We start from the raw sequence: 21,606 nt of genomic DNA, 5'->3' as shown, positions 1-21,606 counted from the left end.
TAAACAGTATGGGACAGAAGACAAATCCAATCGGAAATCGCCTTGGTATCATTAGAGGATGGGAATCCAACTGGTATGGAGGTAATGACTACGGTGATAAACTTGCCGAAGACGATAAGATTAGAAAATATGTGCACGCTCGTTTATCAAAAGCTAGTGTATCTAGAGTAATTATTGAGCGCACACTTAAACTTGTAACCGTTACTATCACTACTGCTAGACCTGGTATCATTATCGGTAAAGGTGGTCAAGAGGTAGACAAGTTAAAAGAAGAGCTTAAGAAAATTACTGATAAAGAAGTTCAGATCAATATTTTTGAGATCAAAAGACCAGAACTTGATGCATTCTTAGTAGGATCTAGTGTTGCAAGACAAATTGAAAGTCGTATTTCATATCGTCGTGCTATCAAGATGGCTATTGCGGCTGCAATGAGAATGAATGCTGAAGGTATTAAGATTCAGATTTCAGGACGTTTGAATGGAGCTGAAATGGCACGTTCAGAGTCTTACAAAGAAGGTCGTATTCCTTTATCAACATTTAGAGCTGACATCGATTATGCTTTAGTAGAAGCTCATACTACTTATGGTAGATTGGGTGTGAAAGTATGGATCATGAAAGGCGAAGTATATGGTAAAAGAGAACTTTCTCCTTTAGTTGGTTTATCCAAAAAACAAGGAAAAGGTGACAGAGGTGGACGAAGTGGTGGAAATAAATCACGTCGTAGAAAGTAATTTTTTAAAGTAAATTAACAATGTTACAGCCTAAAAGAACAAAATTCCGTAAACAACAAAAAGGACGTATGAAAGGTCTTTCTCATAGAGGACATACACTTTCAAACGGTACCTTCGGAATTAAATCATTGGATTCAAGTTTTATTACAGCCAGACAAATAGAAGCAGCTCGTATTTCTGCTACTCGTTATATGAAAAGAGAGGGGTCTCTGTGGATTAAAATTTTCCCAGATAAACCAATTACCAAAAAACCTCTTGAAGTACGTATGGGTAAAGGAAAAGGTGCCGTAGAATACTGGGCAGCTGTAGTAAAACCAGGAAGAATATTATTCGAAATCAGTGGTGTACCATATGATGTAGCTAAAGAGGCATTACGTCTAGCTGCTCAAAAGCTACCAGTGAAAACTAAGTTTATTGTATCAAGAACCTATCAAGGTTAAATTCGAAAGAGACTATGAAACAATCACAAGTAAAAGAATCGTCTACAGCTGAATTACAAGAGGAACTTAGTAAAACTCGAAAAGAATATTCAGATTTAAGAATGGCTCACGCTATGTCTCCATTAGAAAATCCTTTACAGTTACGTAAAGTAAGAAGATCTATTGCAAGAATGGCTACTGAGTTAACAAAAAGAGAATTAAACGGTTAATTCTGCTGAAAGATGGAAAAAAGAAATTTAAGAAAAGAACGTATAGGAGTTGTTACTAGTAACAAAATGCAGAAATCGATCGTGGTTTCTGAGGTTAAAAAAGTAAAACACCCTATGTACGGAAAGTTCGTGTTGAAAACGAAAAAATACGTTGCACACGACGAGAAAAACGACTGCAATATTGGTGATACTGTAAAGATCATGGAAACAAGACCTATGAGTAAAACCAAATGCTGGAGATTAGTAGAAGTAATTGAAAGAGCGAAGTAATTATGGTACAACAAGAGTCTAGATTAAAAGTAGCCGATAACACTGGGGCTAAAGAAGTTTTAGTTATTCGTGTTTTAGGTGGTACAGGAAGAAGATACGCCTCTGTAGGAGACAAGATCGTTGTCAGTGTAAAAGAAGCAACTCCAAATGGTAATATCAAAAAAGGAGCGGTTTCTACTGCAGTTGTAGTTCGTACCAAAAAAGAAGTGCGCAGACCAGATGGTTCTTATATTCGTTTCGATGATAATGCATGTGTTTTATTAAACCCTGCTGGCGAAATGAGAGGAACTCGTGTGTTTGGTCCTGTGGCAAGAGAACTTCGTGATAAGCAATTCATGAAGATTGTTTCACTAGCGCCAGAAGTGCTTTAAATATATTTTAAAGATGACAAAGCTAAAAATAAAGTCAGGAGATACAGTACGAGTTATTGCTGGAGACAATAAAGGTCAAGAGGGTACAGTACAAAAAGTATTGAAAGATAAGAACAAGGCGATTGTAGAAGGTGTTAACCTTGTGTCTAAACACCAAAAGCCTAGTGCTACTAATCCACAGGGTGGTATTGTAAAGCAAGAAGCACCTATTCATATTTCTAACCTATCATTGTTAACCTCAAAAGGAGAAACAACTAGAGTTGGATATAGAGTAGAAGGAGATAAGAAAGTGAGATTTTCTAAAAAATCTAATGAAGTAATATAGTTATGGCTTATATCCCAAGATTAAAACAAGAGTACAAGGATAGAGTAGTATCCACTCTTACAGAAGAGTTCAGCTATGATAATGTAATGCAAGTGCCAAAACTTAAAAAGATTGTTTTGAGTAGAGGTATTGGAGCGGCTGTAGCTGACAAGAAGTTGATAGACTATGCTGTAGACGAATTAACAACAATCACTGGTCAAAAAGCTGTGCCTACGATTTCTAAAAAGGATGTTGCATCTTTCAAATTACGTAAAGGAATGCCAATTGGAGCAAAAGTTACGTTAAGAGGAGAAAGAATGTACGAATTTTTAGATCGTTTAATTACTTCAGCTTTGCCACGTGTAAGAGATTTTAACGGAATTAAAGCAACAGGTTTTGATGGTAGAGGTAATTACTCTTTGGGTATTACCGAGCAGATAATTTTTCCAGAAATTGATATCGATAAGGTAAATAAGATTTCAGGAATGAATATCACCTTTGAAACTTCTGCACAAACCGATAAAGAAGCAAAATCATTGTTAACAGAACTAGGATTACCTTTTAAAAAGAATTAATTATGGCTAAAGAATCAATGAAAGCCCGTGAGGTAAAGAGAGCGAAAACTGTAGCTAAGTATGCTGAAAAACGTAAAGCTTTAAAAGAAGCTGGAGATTATGAAGCGTTACAAAAGTTACCTAAAAATGCATCTCCTATCCGTATGCACAATCGCTGTAAGTTAACAGGAAGACCAAAAGGATATATGCGTCAATTTGGAATTTCTCGTGTAACTTTCAGAGAAATGGCTAATAAAGGATTAATTCCAGGGGTAACCAAAGCTAGTTGGTAATAATAAAGTAAATTAATTGGTATTAGGTTCGGTAAAAGTCGAAAACCAATACCATAAACTATAAACAATGAATACAGATCCTATAGCAGATTATTTAACCAGAATACGTAATGCAAATAGAGCTCAACATAGAGTTGTTGAGATACCTGCATCTAAGGTTAAAAAAGAGATCACTAAAATATTATTCGATCAAGGATATATTTTAAGTTATAAGTTTGAAGATAATACTACTCAAGGTACTATCAAGATTGCACTTAAGTATGATAAGATGACCAAAGAACCTGTAATTAAACAATTGCAGAGAATAAGTAAGCCTGGTCTTCGTAAATATGCCGGAGCTAATGATATACCAAGAATTCTTAATGGATTGGGTATCGCAATCGTATCTACTTCTCATGGAGTAATGACAGGTAAGCGAGCAAGACAAGAGAATGTTGGTGGTGAGGTACTTTGTTACGTATATTAACAGTATAAAAGACAAAAAGAAATGTCAAGAATAGGAAAAAATCCAGTAACTATTCCGTCTGGTGTCACTGTAGAAGTGACAGGTAATGTTGTTACTGTTAAAGGAAAATTAGGAGAGCTTTCTCAAGAGATTGACAGTATTGCTGTAAAAGTTGAAGAAGGACAAGTGGTTCTAGAAAGACCTAGTGATGCCAAAGATCATAAAGCTAAACACGGATTGTATAGAGCTTTGATCAATAATATGGTTGAAGGTGTTTCTAAAGGTTTTACCAAAGAATTAGAGTTAGTAGGAGTTGGATACAGAGCTTCTAACCAAGGCCAAAAATTAGATTTGGCTTTAGGTTTCTCACACAACATAGTTATAGACCTTGCTCCAGAAGTTAAGGTTGAAACTATTTCTGAAAAAGGTAAAAACCCTATCGTAAAATTGACTTCTCATGATAAACAACTGGTAGGACAGATTGCTGCTAAGATTAGAAGCTTCCGTAAGCCAGAACCTTACAAAGGGAAGGGAATTAAATTCGTAGGAGAACAATTAAGAAGAAAAGCAGGTAAATCTGCATAATAACTAACGTTATGGCATTCTCAAAAGAATCAAGAAGATTAAAAATAAGAAAGCGAATCCGCGGTAGAGTAAGCGGAACAGAACAACGTCCTAGATTATCTGTTTTTAGAAGTAATAAAGAAATCTATGCTCAAATCATAGATGATGTAACTGGTAAAACTATCAGTGCTGCTTCTTCAAGAGATAAAGACATTGCTTCGGCATCTGGAAATAAAGTTGAAATAGCAAACTTGGTTGGAAAAGCACTTGCTGAAAAAGCTAAGAAAGCTGGAGTGGAAACAGTATCTTTCGATAGAGGAGGGTATTTGTATCACGGTAGAGTAAAATCGTTAGCTGAAGGAGCTAGAGAAGCAGGACTTAAATTCTAAGAAATTATGTATCAAAAATATAAAAACGCAGAATTAGTAAAACCAAGTGGACTTGAGCTTAAAGACCGTTTAGTTGGTGTTCAACGTGTGACTAAAGTTACTAAAGGTGGTAGAGCTTTTGGATTCTCTGCAATTGTTGTTGTAGGTGATGAAAATGGTGTTGTAGGTCACGGTTTAGGTAAGTCGAAAGAAGTAGCAGAAGCTATTGCTAAAGCAGTAGAAGATGCAAAGAAAAATTTAGTTCGTATTCCTTTGCATAAAGGTACATTGCCTCACGAGCAAAAAGGTAAATACGGAGGTGCTAGAGTGTTATTAATGCCTGCTGCTACAGGTACCGGGGTAATAGCCGGTGGTGCAATCCGTGCGGTATTAGAAGCAGTAGGAGTACATGATGTACTTTCTAAGAATCAAGGATCGTCTAACCCACACAATGTGGTGAAAGCAACGTTTGATGCGTTATTACAATTGCGAAGTGCGCAACAAGTAGCATCTCAACGTGGTATTTCACTTGAAAAGGTGTTTAAAGGATAAAAAAAGGAACGATGGCAAAGATTAAAATTACTAAAGTAAAAAGTGCAATTAATCGCACTCAAAGACAAAAGAGAACCTTAGAGGCTCTAGGTCTTAAAAAGATCGGCCAGGTTGTGGAGCATGAAGATACTCCTAATATCCTTGGGATGGTAAATAAAGTTAAACATTTAGTTTCTGTTGAAACAAAATAATAAAAGCACATGGATTTAAGTAACTTAAAACCTGCTGCAGGTTCAGTAAAAAATAACAATAAGCGAGTTGGTCGTGGACAGGGTTCCGGAAAAGGAGGAACGTCTACACGAGGGCACAAAGGAGCAAAGTCTCGTTCTGGATATTCTAGAAAAATTGGTTTTGAAGGTGGGCAAATGCCACTTCAAAGACGTGTGCCTAAATTCGGTTTCAAGAACATTAATAGAAAAGAATATCAAGGAATTAACCTGGATACACTACAGAAATTAGTAGATGAAGGTAAAATCAAGGATACTGTTGATCTAGATGTGATCTTGGCTACTCGTCTTGCTGGAAAAAATGATTTGGTTAAGATACTGGGAAGAGGTGAATTGAAGGCAAAACTTAAAGTCTCAGCTCACAAATTTACAGCCACAGCAAAAGCAGCTATAGAAGCAGCCGGTGGTGAAGCAGTAACCTTATAATTGACAATTCATGAAATTTATTGATACAATAAAGAACATTTGGAAAATCGAAGAACTAAAAAATAGGATTCTGGTTACTCTGGGATTACTTTTAGTATATCGTTTTGGAGCACAAGTTGTACTTCCTGGTGTGGATGCAGCGGAATTAGCAAATTTAGGAACTCAAACACAAGATGGTTTGCTTGGTTTGCTTAATGCATTTACAGGAGGAGCATTTGCTAACGCATCAGTATTTGCACTTGGTATTATGCCTTACATTTCGGCCTCTATTGTAGTTCAGTTAATGGGTATAGCAATACCTTACTTGCAGAAACTACAAAAAGAAGGAGAAAGTGGAAGAAAAAAAATCAATCAAATCACAAGATGGTTAACGATTGCGATCACTTTGGTTCAAGGACCAGGGTATATCTATAATTTGTTTGCAACACTTCCTGGGGAAGCATTCGTGATTCCTAACCAGACAGTTTTTGTTGTGTCTTCTGTAATAATTCTTACTACTGGGTGTATTTTTGCTATGTGGTTAGGAGAGAAGATTACAGACAAGGGTATTGGTAACGGTATTTCGTTATTGATAATGGTGGGTATCATTGCAACACTTCCTCAATCATTTGTTCAGAACTTTATTTCTAGAACTTCTGGGGAAGGTGGGGATATTATTATGGTACTTATAGAATTAGTGATCTGGTTTGTTATTATTCTTGCTTCAGTTCTATTGGTAATGGCTGTACGTCAGGTACCAGTTCAATATGCCAGAAGAACAGCTGGTGGAGGATATGAGAAAAATGTTTTTGGATCTCGTCAATACATTCCGCTAAAATTAAACGCATCTGGAGTAATGCCAATCATTTTTGCTCAAGCAATTATGTTTGTTCCTGCTGCAGTAGCTGGTCTATCAGATTCTGAAACCTCTCAAGGTGTTGCAGCTGCATTTAGCGATATATTCGGATTTTGGTATAATGTGTTGTTTGCCTTATTAATTATTGTTTTTACATACTTTTATACGGCAATTACGGTTCCAACCAATAAAATGGCGGATGATTTAAAACGTAGTGGTGGTTTTATACCAGGAATTAGACCTGGAAGTGAGACTTCTGAATATTTAGACAAAATCATGTCTCAAATTACATTACCTGGTTCAATATTTTTAGCATTGATTGCTGTATTCCCTGCAATTGCTGTGAAGTTGCTTAATGTACAACAGGGTTGGGCATTGTTTTTTGGAGGAACATCTTTACTAATTATGGTGGGTGTTGCTATAGACACAATGCAACAGGTAAATTCATATTTGTTGAATAGACACTATGATGGTTTAATGAAATCTGGTAAAAACCGAAAAGCAGTAGCATAATGGCAAAACAACCGGCAATAGAACAGGATGGAAGTATTATCGAAGCATTGTCTAATGCAATGTTTCGTGTAGAGCTTGAAAATGGTCACGTTGTGACTGCTCATATCTCTGGTAAAATGCGTATGCATTATATCAAATTATTACCAGGTGATAAAGTGAAGTTAGAAATGAGTCCTTATGATTTATCAAAGGCTCGTATAACATATAGATACTAATTAAATTTAAGAATGTTAGGTTATTAAGATTTTTTCCGTAATTTTGCACGCTGAAAAAATCTTGTTAATGGATACTTCTGAAAAGACCAAATTTGTTTTTTCAGTAATAAAATAAAAAGAGATGAAAGTTAGAGCATCATTAAAAAAGAGAAGTGCCGAGTGCAAGATTGTGCGTAGAAAAGGCCGACTTTACGTGATTAATAAAAAGAATCCTAGATTTAAACAAAGACAAGGGTAATTATGGCAAGAATTGCAGGGGTAGATATACCTAAACAAAAGCGAGGAGTTATAGCATTAACCTATATCTTCGGAATTGGTAGAAGTAGAGCTAAAGAAATTTTAGGGACTGCCAAAGTAGATGAAAATATTAAAGTTTCTGATTGGGATGACGATCAAATAGGACGTATCCGTGAAGCTGTAGGTGCCTATACCATAGAAGGAGAATTAAGATCTGAAGTACAGTTAAATATCAAACGTCTTATGGATATAGGATGTTACAGAGGTATTCGTCACAGAGCTGGTTTACCGCTAAGAGGACAACGTACTAAGAACAACTCTAGAACACGTAAAGGAAGAAGAAAAACAGTTGCTAACAAGAAAAAAGCAACTAAATAATAAGTAGTATGGCAAAGTCAACTTCAAAAAAACGTAAAGTAATAGTTGAATCAGTAGGAGAGGCTCACGTAACAGCTTCTTTTAACAATATTATTATTTCGTTGACCAATAAAAAAGGAGACGTAATTTCTTGGTCTTCTGCTGGTAAAATGGGATTTAGAGGATCTAAAAAAAATACACCTTACGCTGCTCAATTAGCTGCTGAAGATGCTGCATCTGTTGCTATAGAGGCAGGACTAAAAAAGGTTAAAGTATACGTAAAAGGTCCAGGAAACGGAAGAGAATCAGCAATTCGTTCAATTCATAATGCAGGAATAGAGGTTACAGAAATTATTGATGTAACACCAATGCCGCATAATGGTTGTCGACCTCCAAAAAGACGTAGAGTTTAAATTTTTATCCCGAAACTTGTTTCGGGATCTCTTTATATTATAACACAAGTAAGTAAATCGAAATGGGGAAATAATGGTTATCGAAGGAAAGAGACCTTAATTCATAATCACCCCAATAACTAAATTATTAATAATGGCAAGATATACTGGTCCAAAAACTAAAATCGCTCGTAAATTCGGAGAAGCGATTTTCGGAGACGATAAGTCATTCGAAAGAAGAAACTACCCTCCAGGGCAACACGGAAATAACAGACGTAGAGGTAAAAAAAGTGAATATGCTATCCAGTTAATGGAAAAGCAAAAAGCAAAATATACCTATGGTGTCCTTGAACGTCAGTTCCGTAATATGTTCGAAAAAGCAACACGTGCGCAAGGAATTACAGGTGAAGTACTACTTCAATTATGTGAATCTCGTTTAGATAACGTTGTCTTTAGAATGGGATTAGCAAACTCTCGTAGAGGGGCAAGACAGTTGGTTTCTCACAGACATATAACTGTAAATGGGAACTTGGTAAATATCCCTTCTTACCAATTAAAAGCAGGAGATGTTGTTGGAGTAAGAGAAAAATCAAAATCATTAGAAGTAATACAAAATGCATTAGCTAATAACAGCAAAGTGTACGAATGGATTACTTTTAATAATGATACAAAGCAAGGTACTTTTGTATCTGTTCCGGCTAGAATTCAAATTCCGGAAAACATTAATGAACAATTCATCGTCGAATTATACTCTAAGTAATAACGCTAAAGAAGAAACAATAACATGGCAATATTAAATTTTCAGAAGCCCGATAAAGTTATCATGATCGACTCTACTGAGTTCGATGGTAAATTTGAATTTAGACCATTAGAACCAGGGTATGGATTAACGGTAGGTAATGCTTTACGAAGAGTTTTGCTATCTTCTTTAGAGGGATTCGCTATAACTTCTCTTAGAATAGAAGGTGTAGATCACGAATTCTCAACCATTTCTGGAGTAGTAGAGGATGTTACAGAGATTATCTTAAATCTTAAGCAAGTACGTTTTAAGCGTCAAATAGAAGATATAGATAATGAGTCTGTTACTATTTCTATTTCAGGTCAGGAGCAGTTGGTTGCTGGTGATTTTCAGAAATTTATTTCTGGTTTCCAAGTACTAAATCCTGATTTGGTTATCTGTAATATGGATAAAAAAGTGGCACTTAACCTAGAGATTACTATCGAAAAAGGTAGAGGTTATGTTCCAGCTGAGGAAAATAAGAAAGCAAATGCTCCTATCGGAACTATTTTTACTGATTCTATTTACACTCCAATTAAAAATGTTAAATATAGCATCGAGAATTATCGTGTAGAGCAGAAGACAGATTATGAAAAATTGGTTTTCGAAATTGTTACCGATGGATCTATTCATCCGAAAGATGCGTTAACTGAAGCGGCTAAGATTTTAATACACCACTTCATGTTATTCTCTGATGAGCGCATTACTTTAGAAGCTGATGAGATTGCTCAAACAGAGACATATGATGAAGAATCACTTCATATGAGACAGTTGTTGAAAACTAAGTTGATCGATATGGATCTTTCTGTACGAGCGCTTAACTGTTTGAAAGCTGCAGAGGTAGATACTTTAGGTGACTTGGTATCATATAACAAAAATGACTTAATGAAATTCCGTAACTTTGGTAAGAAGTCTTTAACAGAGCTTGAAGAGCTAGTAAATGTTAAAGGACTTAACTTTGGTATGGATCTTTCAAAATACAAATTAGATAAAGACTAAAAACTCATCATAATTTGCTCCCCAGAATGGGTTGTAGCAAGATGATGATTAAAATTAAATGTCATGAGACACGGAAAAAAAGTAAATCACTTAGGAAGAAAAACAGCACATCGTAAGGCAATGCTTGCAAACATGGCTTGTTCCCTAATTGAACACAAAAGAATTAACACTACGGTTGCAAAAGCCAAAGCGCTTAAACAATTTGTAGAACCTCTAGTGACCAAGTCAAAAGAGGATACTACTCATAATCGTCGTATCGTATTTAGTAAATTACGTAATAAATATGCGGTTACTGAATTGTTTAGGGAAGTAGCTACCAAAGTAGGTGATAGACCAGGAGGATATACAAGAATTATTAAACTTGGAAATCGACTTGGAGATAATGCTGACATGGCAATGATTGAGTTAGTAGATTATAACGAGCTGTACAATGCTGGTAAACCTGCTAAGAAGAAGTCAACACGTAGAAGTAGAAGCAAGAAAACGGAAACTGCCCCGGCAGCACCAGCTCCTGAAGCTACAAATTCTGAAGAAGAATAAATGAAAAGTGTGAATAACACATAATAATAAAAGGATAAACGTTTGACGTTTATCCTTTTTTTTTGAATAATTTTGGAAAGTTTTTTCCACCTGGTAAAATAGTATTATCAAAAAACAAAGTAGAAAAATGATGAAATACCAATCCCGAAAAAAAGCAATTCTTTTATTAGCAGACGGTACAATTTTTCATGGTAAAGCAGTGGGTAGAGAAGGGAGTGCTTTTGGAGAAGTATGTTTTAATACCGGAATGACCGGTTATCAAGAGATTTTTACTGATCCATCGTATTACGGACAGTTAATGGTAGCTACCAATGCCCACATAGGAAACTATGGGACCAATAGGGATGAAATGGAGTCAGACTCTATAAAAATTGCAGGCCTTATTGTAAAAAATTTCAGTTATGAATATTCGCGTGAATTGGCGGATAGTTCATTACAGGAGTTTTTGGAAAAACATAACCTGCTGGCTATTTCAGATGTAGATACTCGCGCATTGGTGAGTTATATCCGTGATAACGGAGCTATGAATGCTGTAATATCAACAGAAATAGATAATGTAGATAAATTAAAAGAACAATTGGCTGCTGTTCCTAATATGAATGGTTTGGAATTAGCTTCCAAAGTATCTACCAAAGAACCTTACTTCTTTGGAGATCCAAATGCCACATATAAAATTTCGGCATTAGATATTGGGATAAAGAAGAATATACTTCGTAATCTAGCAAGTAGAGATGCATACATAAAAGTCTTTCCTTATAATGCATCTTTCGCAGAAATGAGTGAATGGGGTCCCGATGGGTACTTTTTGTCTAATGGACCAGGAGATCCTGAACCATTAACGGAAGCTATACATACTGCAAAAGAAATTCTGGATAGAGATTTACCATTATTTGGAATTTGCTTAGGACATCAAGTAATTGCACTTGCCAATGGAATAAGCACTTATAAAATGCATCATGGTCATAGAGGGATAAACCACCCGGTTAAAAATCTACTTACTGGTAAAGGGGAAATTACTTCTCAAAATCACGGTTTTGCAATAAATAAAGAAGAAACTGAAAATCACGATAATGTAGAAATTACACATTTGCACCTTAATGATCATACGGTAGCAGGAATTAGGATTAAGAATAAAAACTGCTTTTCGGTACAGTACCATCCCGAAGCTAGTCCAGGACCCAATGATTCTACGTATCTGTTTGATCAGTTTATAGAAAATATTAAAAAAGTAAAAATCACAGCATAAAATTTAGGATTAATTATTTTAAGATTAGCACATTTTTATAATGTACTAATCTATAACGTTATAGTTGATAACTTAACAGTGTTATTGCGGTTTTCGTAATAAATTAAGGCTTTTTTGGACGCAATAGAATTACCTGTTTTGTTATCTTGCGAAGAATTAAAATTATCCAACAAAATAAATAGAAAAATGAGTGTAATTATTAATATTCACGCTAGGCAGATATTAGATTCACGTGGTAACCCAACCGTGGAAGTAGATGTAATCACTGAAAATGGTGTCTTAGGAAGAGCAGCTGTTCCTTCAGGAGCTTCTACAGGAGAGCATGAAGCAGTAGAGCTTAGAGATGGTGGTAAAGACTACATGGGTAAAGGTGTGTTGAAAGCTGTTGAAAATGTAAATACAATAATTGCTGAAGAGCTTTTAGGGTATTCTGTATTCGATCAAAATTTATTAGATCAAACCATGATCGATCTTGATGGAACACCGAATAAGTCAAAATTAGGAGCTAATGCCATTTTAGGGGTTTCACTTGCAGTTGCAAAAGCAGCAGCAAATGAACTTAATATGCCACTATATCGTTATGTGGGAGGGGTAAGCGCAAATACACTTCCTGTACCTATGATGAATATCATTAATGGAGGATCTCATAGTGATGCTCCAATTGCATTCCAGGAGTTTATGGTAATGCCAGTTAAGGCAGAAAACTTTACTCATGCCATGCAAATGGGAACTGAAATTTTTCATCATCTTAAAAAAGTATTACATGATAGAGGATTAAGTACTGCTGTTGGAGATGAAGGCGGTTTTGCTCCAACACTAGATGGAACCGAAGATGCTTTAGACTCAATTGCAAAGGCTGTAGAAAATGCAGGTTATAAATTTGGAGACGAAGTCAAAGTTGCTTTAGATTGTGCTTCTGCTGAATTTTATGTTGATGGTAAATATGATTATACCAAGTTTGAAGGTGATAAAGGAGTTGTGCGTACGAGTGAGGAACAAGCTGATTACCTGGCAGAATTGGCTTCAAAATATCCAATAGTTTCTATCGAAGATGGTATGGATGAAAATGATTGGGAAGGATGGAAATATCTTACAGAAAAAATAGGAGATAAGGTTCAATTGGTAGGAGATGATTTATTTGTTACTAATGTTGAAAGGTTATCAAGAGGAATAGAGAATGGCATCGCAAATTCTATCCTAATTAAAGTTAATCAAATAGGAACGCTTACCGAGACTATTGCAGCTGTTAATATGGCGCATAATGCAGGTTATACTTCAGTTATGTCGCACCGTTCAGGAGAAACCGAAGACAATACAATCGCAGATTTGGCAGTTGCCCTAAATACAGGTCAGATCAAAACCGGATCAGCTTCACGAAGTGATAGAATGGCAAAATATAATCAATTATTAAGGATCGAAGAGGAACTAGGAAGCGTGGCTTATTATCCAAAAGAAAAAGCTTTCAAAGTAAAATAATTCTATCAATTTATTGAATTAAAATAGGCTATCTGGTAAGATAGCCTATTTTTTTTGCGAATAATTTTGAAAATTCGTTGTAAGGCTAAAAATCATATAACGATTAATATCATATTAACACTATATTTCGTATTTTAGCGACCCTTACAATAACAGCAAAATTCTAAAATAATCAAATGTCAAAAAAAGCTACGTTAGAAATCAACGGTAATAAATATGAGTTCCCGATTATAGAGGGAACAGAGAATGAATTAGGAATTGATATTAAAACGCTTAGAGGTGCTACTGATGGAATTACAACAATAGATCCAGGGTATAAAAATACAGGAAGTTGTCAAAGTGCTATCACCTTTTTAGATGGTGAAAAAGGAATCCTAAGATACCGTGGATATTCTATAGAAGAGCTTGCCGAAAAAGCAGATTTTCTAGAGGTTTGTTATTTGTTGATTTTTGGAGAATTACCTACTGCAGAGCAGCTAGAAAAATTTGATAAAGATATTAAAGAAGAATCTCAGGTAGATGAGGATATGAAGAAGATTTTGGATGGATTTCCAAAAAGTGCTCATCCAATGGGGGTCCTATCTTCTTTAACTAGTGCATTGATTGCTTTCAATCCAGGATCTGTAGATGTAGATTCCGAAGAGGAGATGTATGGGGCAATTGTCAAAATCTTGGCTAAGTTCCCGGTATTGGCTGCATGGACTATGAGAAAGAGAAAAAGCCTTCCTTTAGACTATGGAGATAATTCTCTTGGTTATGTAGAGAACTTACATAAAATGATGTTTGCCAAACCTAATCAAGCATATGAAGCAAACAAAATTGTAAACGATGCCCTTGATAAATTATTAATCTTACATGCAGATCATGAGCAAAACTGTTCTACTTCTACTGTACGAATAGTTGGATCTTCTCATGCAGGGTTATTTGCTTCACTTTCTGCGGGGATCTCAGCTTTGTGGGGACCACTTCATGGGGGAGCAAATCAAGCTGTTATCGAAATGCTTGAAGCTATTAAGGCAGATGGAGGAGATACTGCCAAATATATTGCAAAAGCAAAAGATAAAAATGATCCTTTCCGTTTGATGGGATTTGGTCATAGAGTATATAAGAACTTTGATCCTAGAGCAAAGATTATTAAGAAATCTGCAGAAGAAGTATTGGGAGATCTTGGAATAGAAGATCCAGTACTTGATATAGCCAAAGGTCTTGCAGAAGTTGCTCTTAAGGATGAGTATTTTGTACAAAGAAAATTATATCCAAATGTAGATTTCTATTCTGGAATTATTTATAGAGCATTAGGTATTCCTACTGAAATGTTTACTGTAATGTTTGCACTTGGTAGATTGCCCGGATGGATTGCTCAATGGAGAGAAATGCGACTTCGTAAAGAACCAATAGGAAGACCTAGACAGATTTATATCGGAGAAAACTATCGCAAGTTTAAAGCAATCTCTGAACGTTAAACAATCAGAAATAAAAATTATATAAGCGTTGAAGAAATTCAACGCTTTTTTATTAAATCCACATAAGAGATGCTTTAAAGTATCTCTTTTTTTACATTTTAATAATATTACCCTTACTTTTTTGAAGAAAGTTACTTCAGTAATATTGTCTATTTATATATTTGCGTAACTACTCAAACAAATCAGTATAATTTACACTTAAAAACTAATTTTGTTGAAATTAAATATACAAAACGAAACCTCAAGACTTCGAGCAGTTGTTTTAGGAACGGCGGTTAGTAATGGACCAGTTCCAAGTATTGAAGATGCCTATGATCCAAAGTCTATAGAACATATTAAGGCGGGTACATATCCAAAAGAATCAGATATGGTGGCCGAAATGGAAGCGGTAGCAAAAGTATTTGAAAAATATGATGTGAAGGTCTATCGACCCAAAATCATTGAAGATTATAATCAAATCTTTGCTCGAGATATAGCTCTTGTCATCGAAGATAAGTTTATTAAATCTAATATACTTCCAGATCGTGAAAAAGAAATAGTGGCTATACAGCATGTCATAAATGAAATCGACCCTGGTAAAGTATACAAGGCGCCTACAGATGATATTCACTTTGAAGGAGGAGACATAATGATTCATAACGATCATATTTTTATTGGCACTTATAAAGGAAAAGACTACCCTGATTGTATCGTTGCTCGTACCAATATGAAAGGAGTAGAATACATTAAATCCCTTTTTCCGAATAAAACGGTAAAAGAATTTGATCTTAACAAATCAATGAAAGATCCTAGAGATAATGCTTTGCATTTGGATTGCTGTTTTCAACCAGTAGGTAAAGATAAAGCCATTATTCATAAGGAAGGGTTTAGGGACCCACTTGATTATGAGTATTTGGTAGATTTCTTCGGAAAAGAAAACTTATTTCATATCGATAAGAGCGAAATGTATCATATGAATTCAAATATTTTCTCTATTGCAGAAGATGTAGTTGTTTCTGAAAGAAATTTTACGAGATTAAATACTTGGCTACGCAGCCTAAATATTACTGTCGAAGAAGTGCCTTATGCAGAAATAGCAAAACAAGAAGGATTATTACGTTGTTCTACGATGCCATTAATACGTGATTAAAGTAATGAAGTAAGTCAGGAAATGACTAGATAAAAGTTTTTATGATTATTACCTAATTCCAAATGTGAGATGGTAAATACCAAAACAAACAGATGAAACAAGTAACAAATACTATAGTAATGATTCGCCCTGTGCAGTTTAGAATGAATGAAGAAACTGCTGTTAATAATTATTATCAGGAAAATACAGGTATACTAGATGCAAATACTAAAGCCCAAAAAGAATTTGATGATTTTGTAGAAACATTGCGGGGTGCAGGGGTGAATGTCATTGTCATAAATGATGAACCTAAAAATGATACGCCAGACTCTATTTTTCCAAATAATTGGGTTTCTTTTCATGAAAATGGGGATATAGGTTTATACCCTATGTTTGCGGTAAATAGAAGAAGAGAACGAAGACCTGAAGTTTTGGATACAGTAGAAAAAGCTGGTTTTGAGATCAAAAATGTTGTTGATTATACTGATGCCGAAGATGAAGAAGTTTTTCTCGAGGGAACCGGAAGCTTGGTTTTGGATAGAACCAATAGAAAAGCATATTGTGCACTTTCTCCCAGGGCAGATGAAGAATTACTCATAGAATTTTGTGAAGATTTTGAATATACACCGGTCGTATTTACTGCATATCAAACCGTTAAAGGGAAAAGGTTACCCATATATCATACCAATGTAATGATGGGAATAGGAGAAACCTTTGCAATTGTTTGTCTTGATTGTATAGATGATAAAAAAGAAAGAAAGAATTTAATAAGTCATTTAAAAAATGATGGTAAAGAAATTATAGCCATTACAGAGAGTCAAGTGAATAATTTTGCAGGTAATATGCTTCAAGTTGCAGGTTCGGGAGATAAGCGCTATCTTGTGATGTCGTCTGCGGCATTCAAAAGTTTAACCAAGGATCAAATAAGTAAGATTGAAAAACATTGTGCTATTCTTCATAGTGATCTTACCACAATCGAAACTTTGGGAGGGGGAAGCGCAAGATGTATGATGGCAGAAGTTTTTCTGCCCGGTAAATAATAGGATATGCTTTCTAAGAAAACAAAATATGGTTTAAAGGCACTAACTTATATTGCTAGAAGGAAATGTGAGCATCCAGTTCAGATATCAGAGATTGCCAAGAGTGAAAATATATCTCAAAAGTTTCTTGAAAGCATATTATTAACCTTAAGAAAAAATGGGTTCTTAGGTTCTAAAAAAGGTAAAGGAGGTGGATATTATCTGATCCGAGAGCCAAAAGAAATTGTAATGGCTTCGGTAATACGAGTATTAGAAGGTCCTATTGCAATGTTGCCGTGTGTGAGCCTTAACTTTTATGAAAAGTGTGATGATTGTCCAGATGAAGATAGCTGCGCAGTACACAGTTTGATGATAGAGGTAAGAGATAGTACATTAAAAGTCTTAGAAAATAAGACATTGGCCGACTTTACGGGTTAGTTTATTGTTTTTTATACTTAAAAGGACCTTTGATTTTACCCCATACCTGTTTCCCTTTTTGGTCATAACCCCTTGTCCATACTGAAATCTTATCTTTACTTACTACAAAGGCGCTAGTGATATAATCAATTCCCTTAATGCTACTTATACATGACCCCTTATCTGTTTTTCCCGAAAATATAGTCGAGGTTTTTTTCTTGTAATAAACCTCGCAACCTCTTCTCATTTCAATATCGTCCATAGTAAGTTCATCAAATATGTTTGGGTCTTTCCATCCTGATTCAAAATCTTTGGCACCATCTATTATATAACTTGTACTTATAAAACTTGTTGAATCCAGGCGTTTATAATTAACTATTCGTTGACTATAGATATATAAGTCTTGTTTTGCATCCGAAACTTCAGAGTATACCCAATAACCAGGTTTGTCTTTCCAGATTCTTGCATTAACCAAGTTTAGATGTGCATAGCTTGCATCATTTTTTGCCTGTTCTTCATTAGAAAATTCGCCTAATACCAAATTTACTAAGTTGTTTAACTCTGTATCTTTTGCGCTCTTAGAATTGCAACCAAATAAGAAAATGGATAGTAAAAAAAAAGGTAAGAGTCGCTTCATGCAGTTTTTCTTTAAATATATAAAAAAAACACAGAAAATGGTAATTTATCGATAAAACTAAGCGTTTTGTCCTAGTAAAATTATTTTTGAGATACAATCTTTTGGATCATGCCGCCAAAAATGAAGTAATGAAAGGGTACCATTGCATACCAATATAATCGCCCCCAAATTCCTTTAGGTCTAAAAGTTGCTGTTTGGTGCAAAACATCATTTTTATCAATATCAAATTCTAACCAAGCTTCTCCGGGTACCTTCATTTCAGCAAAAAGCAATAAACGTTTGTTTTTTTTGTCAGCTACCAAAACACGCCAAAAATCTAATGCATCACCAGAGAATATTTTATCAGGGTGTGTTCGCCCCCTTCGTAAGCCCACACCTCCGAAGAACTTGTCCAAATACCCCCTCATTCTCCACATCCAGTTTCCATAATACCATCCAGTATCTCCGCCAATGGCCCAGATACGTTCGATAACTTTTTCGGGATTGTCGACTTTTAGTTTTTTCTTATCCGTAAGACAACCTCTTTTGGGTACAGTAATATACTTTTGTATATTGACTCTAAATCTACCACTTATCATAGAATCTTTCCAGCTAGAAACTACTTGATTTTGTTCTATTTTGATAAACGCAAGCTCTAACGACCGTTCATATGAAATGGGTTTTATTTTTAGTAGTTCTTCTAATCGATTATCCTTTGCAATTACTGGGATTTTCATGCTGTCCACCAGATTAAGGGCGAGTTTGTATGATGTAGAAGTTACAAAGTACAACCAATATGATGAGAGTTTTGGAGTCATTACTGGAACAGTAATAATAAAGGATTTAATACCCCTTACTTTGGCATATAACCTAAGCATTTGCTTGTAAGTCAAAATATCTGGGCCACTAATATCATAGGACGCATTATAACAATGAGTGTTTCCCAAAACTCCAATCATATAACTTAGAACATCACGAATTGCAATAGGTTGTGTTTTGGTATTTACCCATTTTGGAGTAATCATAACAGGAAGTTTTTCGCATAGATCTCTTATAATTTCGAAAGAAGAACTACCTGAACCAACAATGATTCCAGATCGCAATACTGTTAGGTTATAATTGCCTTGATATAAAGTCTCTTCTACATTTTTTCTGGACCATAAATGTTTTGATAGATTTTTTTCGTTAACGATACCACTTAAATAGATTACCTGCTTAATCTCTGTATTTTGTACATATATGTTAAAGTTTTGAGCCGATATTTCCTCTTTTTTATCGAAATCTAGCGTAGAGGAGCTCATAGAATGAATTAAATAATAGGCGGCATCTATTTTTTTTGGAAGTTTGGATGTATCTGGTGGGTTTAAGAAATCAATTTCTATAATTGAGACTTTTTCCTTAATCTCTGCGTCTATAGAAAGCCTGTTTTTATCTCTTACACAACAAATAACTTGATGTCCAGAATCCAATAGTAACGGTAATAATCTCATACCAATATATCCATTGGTCCCAGTGAGAAGAATTCGCATTTTTTTCTATAAGTTACAAAGAAATTGGTTTTGATAAAAACACTTGGTCAAAGTATCGTCTATCTTTTCATTAACTCGAGATCTTTATAGGAATTGGTAACAACCTTTCTTTTTACTAAAAGATAGGTAAATGATATCAAAACGCATAGTACGACTCTATAATTTCTATTATCTTTGCAGCTTAATTAAGTGAAAATTTTGAACTTATCCCGCTGATGAGCGGGATCTTATTTTAATGACCTTTTATTTATAAAAATGAGTTTACAAAAAACCATTTCCGAAAAGACAAAATTAGCCGTACAGAACCTGTATCAAGCGACTCTAGAATCTGTTGAATTACAATCTACTCGTAAAGAATTTGAAGGAGATATTACAGTTGTAGTGTTTCCAATGCTTAGGGTAGTAAAAGGCAACCCTATGCAAATTGGAGAAGCGATAGGACAGTATTTGGTTGATAATGTTGATGAAATAAAAGGGTATAATGTTGTAAAAGGATTCCTTAACCTTGTGATTGCAGATTCGTATTATCTTGATTTTTTTACAAGTATTAGGGATGAAGAACAATTCGGTTTTGCAAATTCTCTGAAAGACAAAAAGGCTGTTATGGTCGAGTATTCTTCACCTAATACAAACAAGCCTTTACATCTTGGGCATATAAGAAATATTCTGTTGGGGTATTCGGTTGCTCAAATAATTAAAGCCAGCGGAAAAAAGGTATACAAAACCCAGATTATTAATGACCGCGGAATACATATTTGTAAATCCATGGTAGCGTGGCAAAAGTTTGGCGAAGGCGAAACTCCCGAGACATCTAATCTAAAGGGGGATAAATTAGTCGGAAATTACTACGTAAAATTCGATCAGATCTATAAAGATCAAATATCAAAATTAATTCAAAAAGGTAAACCTGAAGAAGAAGCAAAAAAAGAAGCGCCAATTTTAATTGAAGCTCAAGAAATGCTTAGAAAGTGGGAAGCAGGAGACGAAAAAGTTGTTGAGCTTTGGAAAAAGATGAATAGTTGGGTATATGATGGATTTGATCAAACCTATAATGCATTGGGAGTCGATTTTGATAGCTATTACTATGAGAGTAATACCTACTTGTTAGGAAAAGATAATATAGAAGAGGGATTATCCAAAGGGGTATTCTTTAAAAAAGACGATGGATCGGTCTGGTGCGATTTAACAGATGAAGGCCTGGATGAAAAATTAGTATTGCGAAGCGATGGTACAGCCGTCTATATGACCCAGGATATAGGTACAGCAATACAACGTGTAAAAGATAATCCAGATATAGGTGGAATGATTTATACCGTGGGTAATGAACAAGATTATCACTTTAAAGTTTTGTTTTTAATTTTAAAGAAACTAGGTTATGATTGGGCGAAAAACTTACATCACTTAAGCTATGGAATGGTAGACTTGCCAAGCGGTAAGATGAAGAGTAGAGAAGGAACTGTTGTGGACGCCGATGATTTGATTTTGGAGATGTCTAAAACCGCAGAAGAGATATCTAAGGATCTTGGTAAACTGGAAGGTTATACAAAAGATGAGAAGAAAGAGGTATATAATACTATTGGTTTAGGAGCATTGAAATATTATATTCTTAAAGTAGATCCTAAAAAAAGAATATTATTTAATCCAGAGGAGTCGGTAGATTTTCAAGGGAATACGGGACCTTTCATTCAGTACACCTATGCAAGAATACAGGCTATTTTACGAAAAGCCGATTTTGATATTAATACTTCGATAACCAATATTGAGTTACATGAAAAAGAAAAAGAACTGATTAAACAACTAGAGCTGTATCCTGAAATCATTCAAAGTGCCGCTAAAGACCTCAGCCCCGCAATTATTGCAAATTATACCTACGATCTGGTAAAAGGCTATAATTCGTTTTTTCAGAACGTTTCAATTTTTGGGGCAAATTCTCAAGAAGAGAAGCAATTTAGAGTTCAACTTTCTAGAATGGTTGGAAATACTATCAAATCTGCTTTTGGCCTTTTGGGGATTAATGTTCCCGAAAGAATGTAGTAAAATTTAGTTTTTGACTAGAAATAGATATGTTTCATGTTCAAATAATTGAAGAATAACGATGTTTTACTCTTTTTA

31 protein-coding genes are annotated in these 21,606 nt (G+C 35.0%); 29 read left to right on the top strand and 2 right to left on the bottom strand.

Annotated features, from left to right (window positions below; all coding sequences use genetic code 11):
- Nucleotides 1–8 precede the first annotated feature (8 nt).
- The 28 genes from rpsC to U6A24_RS05215 all read left to right on the top strand — a co-directional run bounded on the left by rpsC (nucleotide 9) and on the right by U6A24_RS05215 (nucleotide 17,370).
- Nucleotides 9–731 carry a 30S ribosomal protein S3 gene (gene rpsC, locus U6A24_RS05350; protein WP_324178902.1) on the top strand — a complete coding sequence of 241 codons (723 nt, stop codon included), beginning with the start codon at nucleotides 9–11 and terminating at the stop codon, nucleotides 729–731.
- Nucleotides 732–751: 20 nt separating this feature from the next.
- Entirely contained in the window at nucleotides 752–1,171 is a 420-nt protein-coding gene (gene rplP / locus U6A24_RS05345; RefSeq protein WP_324178901.1) for a 50S ribosomal protein L16, read from the top strand.
- A gap of 14 nt (nucleotides 1,172–1,185) precedes the next feature.
- Nucleotides 1,186–1,380: a 50S ribosomal protein L29 gene (gene rpmC / locus U6A24_RS05340; protein ID WP_324178900.1), complete on the top strand. Its 195-nt coding sequence runs from the start codon at nucleotides 1,186–1,188 to the stop codon at nucleotides 1,378–1,380.
- Between the two features lie 12 nt (nucleotides 1,381–1,392).
- Nucleotides 1,393–1,650, top strand: coding sequence for a 30S ribosomal protein S17 (rpsQ, locus tag U6A24_RS05335; protein ID WP_034243856.1), 258 nt, complete (start codon nucleotides 1,393–1,395; stop codon nucleotides 1,648–1,650).
- 2 nt (nucleotides 1,651–1,652) lie between these two features.
- Nucleotides 1,653–2,021, top strand: a complete 369-nt coding sequence (gene rplN, locus U6A24_RS05330) for a 50S ribosomal protein L14 (RefSeq protein ID WP_322193633.1) — start codon at nucleotides 1,653–1,655, stop codon at nucleotides 2,019–2,021.
- Nucleotides 2,022–2,034: 13 nt separating this feature from the next.
- Nucleotides 2,035–2,346: a 50S ribosomal protein L24 gene (rplX, locus tag U6A24_RS05325; RefSeq protein WP_201922871.1), complete on the top strand. Its 312-nt coding sequence runs from the start codon at nucleotides 2,035–2,037 to the stop codon at nucleotides 2,344–2,346.
- Between the two features lie 2 nt (nucleotides 2,347–2,348).
- A complete protein-coding gene (gene rplE, locus U6A24_RS05320; protein WP_324178899.1) occupies nucleotides 2,349–2,900 on the top strand; it encodes a 50S ribosomal protein L5 in 552 nt (183 codons plus the stop codon).
- 2 nt (nucleotides 2,901–2,902) lie between these two features.
- Nucleotides 2,903–3,172 (top strand): 30S ribosomal protein S14, encoded by a 270-nt coding sequence (rpsN, locus tag U6A24_RS05315; protein WP_140597674.1) that lies wholly within the window; start codon nucleotides 2,903–2,905, stop codon nucleotides 3,170–3,172.
- A 67-nt stretch (nucleotides 3,173–3,239) separates the two neighbouring features.
- Complete coding sequence (gene rpsH, locus U6A24_RS05310) at nucleotides 3,240–3,638, top strand: 30S ribosomal protein S8 (protein WP_324178898.1); 399 nt, start codon at nucleotides 3,240–3,242, stop codon at nucleotides 3,636–3,638.
- Between the two features lie 21 nt (nucleotides 3,639–3,659).
- A complete protein-coding gene (gene rplF / locus U6A24_RS05305; protein WP_324178897.1) occupies nucleotides 3,660–4,202 on the top strand; it encodes a 50S ribosomal protein L6 in 543 nt (180 codons plus the stop codon).
- Between the two features lie 11 nt (nucleotides 4,203–4,213).
- The gene (gene rplR / locus U6A24_RS05300; RefSeq protein ID WP_324178896.1) at nucleotides 4,214–4,570 is read left to right on the top strand and encodes a 50S ribosomal protein L18; all 357 of its coding nucleotides are present in this window, start codon (nucleotides 4,214–4,216) and stop codon (nucleotides 4,568–4,570) included.
- Between the two features lie 6 nt (nucleotides 4,571–4,576).
- Nucleotides 4,577–5,101, top strand: coding sequence for a 30S ribosomal protein S5 (gene rpsE / locus U6A24_RS05295; protein WP_324178895.1), 525 nt, complete (start codon nucleotides 4,577–4,579; stop codon nucleotides 5,099–5,101).
- A gap of 11 nt (nucleotides 5,102–5,112) precedes the next feature.
- A complete protein-coding gene (rpmD, locus tag U6A24_RS05290; protein WP_103070990.1) occupies nucleotides 5,113–5,292 on the top strand; it encodes a 50S ribosomal protein L30 in 180 nt (59 codons plus the stop codon).
- 9 nt (nucleotides 5,293–5,301) lie between these two features.
- Complete coding sequence (gene rplO, locus U6A24_RS05285; RefSeq protein ID WP_324178894.1) at nucleotides 5,302–5,754, top strand: 50S ribosomal protein L15; 453 nt, start codon at nucleotides 5,302–5,304, stop codon at nucleotides 5,752–5,754.
- Nucleotides 5,755–5,764: 10 nt separating this feature from the next.
- Entirely contained in the window at nucleotides 5,765–7,102 is a 1,338-nt protein-coding gene (secY, locus tag U6A24_RS05280; RefSeq protein WP_324178893.1) for a preprotein translocase subunit SecY, read from the top strand.
- Entirely contained in the window at nucleotides 7,102–7,317 is a 216-nt protein-coding gene (gene infA, locus U6A24_RS05275; RefSeq protein ID WP_010181908.1) for a translation initiation factor IF-1, read from the top strand. Before secY ends, infA begins: the two co-directional genes overlap by 1 nt.
- A gap of 121 nt (nucleotides 7,318–7,438) precedes the next feature.
- On the top strand, nucleotides 7,439–7,555 hold the full coding sequence (gene ykgO, locus U6A24_RS05270) for a type B 50S ribosomal protein L36 (RefSeq protein WP_073316873.1): 117 nt from the start codon (nucleotides 7,439–7,441) through the stop codon (nucleotides 7,553–7,555).
- A 2-nt stretch (nucleotides 7,556–7,557) separates the two neighbouring features.
- Entirely contained in the window at nucleotides 7,558–7,932 is a 375-nt protein-coding gene (rpsM, locus tag U6A24_RS05265; protein ID WP_324178892.1) for a 30S ribosomal protein S13, read from the top strand.
- An 8-nt stretch (nucleotides 7,933–7,940) separates the two neighbouring features.
- Nucleotides 7,941–8,324, top strand: a complete 384-nt coding sequence (gene rpsK, locus U6A24_RS05260) for a 30S ribosomal protein S11 (protein ID WP_324178891.1) — start codon at nucleotides 7,941–7,943, stop codon at nucleotides 8,322–8,324.
- A 133-nt stretch (nucleotides 8,325–8,457) separates the two neighbouring features.
- Nucleotides 8,458–9,063 carry a 30S ribosomal protein S4 gene (gene rpsD, locus U6A24_RS05255; protein WP_324178890.1) on the top strand — a complete coding sequence of 202 codons (606 nt, stop codon included), beginning with the start codon at nucleotides 8,458–8,460 and terminating at the stop codon, nucleotides 9,061–9,063.
- A 24-nt stretch (nucleotides 9,064–9,087) separates the two neighbouring features.
- Nucleotides 9,088–10,080, top strand: a complete 993-nt coding sequence (locus tag U6A24_RS05250; RefSeq protein WP_210195883.1) for a DNA-directed RNA polymerase subunit alpha — start codon at nucleotides 9,088–9,090, stop codon at nucleotides 10,078–10,080.
- A gap of 63 nt (nucleotides 10,081–10,143) precedes the next feature.
- Nucleotides 10,144–10,620, top strand: coding sequence for a 50S ribosomal protein L17 (gene rplQ / locus U6A24_RS05245; RefSeq protein WP_324178889.1), 477 nt, complete (start codon nucleotides 10,144–10,146; stop codon nucleotides 10,618–10,620).
- A gap of 130 nt (nucleotides 10,621–10,750) precedes the next feature.
- Nucleotides 10,751–11,866: a glutamine-hydrolyzing carbamoyl-phosphate synthase small subunit gene (gene carA, locus U6A24_RS05240; RefSeq protein WP_324179016.1), complete on the top strand. Its 1,116-nt coding sequence runs from the start codon at nucleotides 10,751–10,753 to the stop codon at nucleotides 11,864–11,866.
- Between the two features lie 186 nt (nucleotides 11,867–12,052).
- Nucleotides 12,053–13,342 (top strand): phosphopyruvate hydratase, encoded by a 1,290-nt coding sequence (gene eno / locus U6A24_RS05235; protein WP_324178888.1) that lies wholly within the window; start codon nucleotides 12,053–12,055, stop codon nucleotides 13,340–13,342.
- 176 nt (nucleotides 13,343–13,518) lie between these two features.
- Entirely contained in the window at nucleotides 13,519–14,805 is a 1,287-nt protein-coding gene (locus U6A24_RS05230; protein ID WP_324178887.1) for a citrate synthase, read from the top strand.
- Nucleotides 14,806–15,016: 211 nt separating this feature from the next.
- Complete coding sequence (locus tag U6A24_RS05225) at nucleotides 15,017–15,934, top strand: dimethylarginine dimethylaminohydrolase family protein (protein ID WP_324178886.1); 918 nt, start codon at nucleotides 15,017–15,019, stop codon at nucleotides 15,932–15,934.
- 92 nt (nucleotides 15,935–16,026) lie between these two features.
- Nucleotides 16,027–16,953 (top strand): citrulline utilization hydrolase CtlX, encoded by a 927-nt coding sequence (gene ctlX / locus U6A24_RS05220; protein WP_324178885.1) that lies wholly within the window; start codon nucleotides 16,027–16,029, stop codon nucleotides 16,951–16,953.
- 6 nt (nucleotides 16,954–16,959) lie between these two features.
- Nucleotides 16,960–17,370: an RrF2 family transcriptional regulator gene (locus tag U6A24_RS05215; RefSeq protein WP_324178884.1), complete on the top strand. Its 411-nt coding sequence runs from the start codon at nucleotides 16,960–16,962 to the stop codon at nucleotides 17,368–17,370.
- A 1-nt stretch (nucleotide 17,371) separates the two neighbouring features.
- On the opposite strand, the gene U6A24_RS05210 is transcribed toward U6A24_RS05215, so the two are convergent.
- Nucleotides 17,372–17,986 carry a chromophore lyase CpcT/CpeT gene (locus U6A24_RS05210; protein WP_324178883.1) on the bottom strand — a complete coding sequence of 205 codons (615 nt, stop codon included), beginning with the start codon at nucleotides 17,984–17,986 and terminating at the stop codon, nucleotides 17,372–17,374.
- Nucleotides 17,987–18,066: 80 nt separating this feature from the next.
- Nucleotides 18,067–19,494: an SDR family oxidoreductase gene (locus U6A24_RS05205; RefSeq protein WP_324178882.1), complete on the bottom strand. Its 1,428-nt coding sequence runs from the start codon at nucleotides 19,492–19,494 to the stop codon at nucleotides 18,067–18,069.
- 255 nt (nucleotides 19,495–19,749) lie between these two features.
- On the opposite strand from U6A24_RS05205, the gene argS reads away from it, so the two are divergent.
- Nucleotides 19,750–21,528 (top strand): arginine--tRNA ligase, encoded by a 1,779-nt coding sequence (gene argS, locus U6A24_RS05200; protein WP_324178881.1) that lies wholly within the window; start codon nucleotides 19,750–19,752, stop codon nucleotides 21,526–21,528.
- The last annotated feature ends 78 nt before the right edge of the window (nucleotides 21,529–21,606 follow it).

It is taken from the genome of Aquimarina gracilis (genome assembly GCF_035285365.1).
Classification (GTDB): Bacteria; Bacteroidota; Bacteroidia; order Flavobacteriales; family Flavobacteriaceae; genus Aquimarina; species Aquimarina gracilis.
Note: the sequence above shows the minus strand (reverse complement) of the source record. Positions and strands in the feature narration are given on the sequence as shown.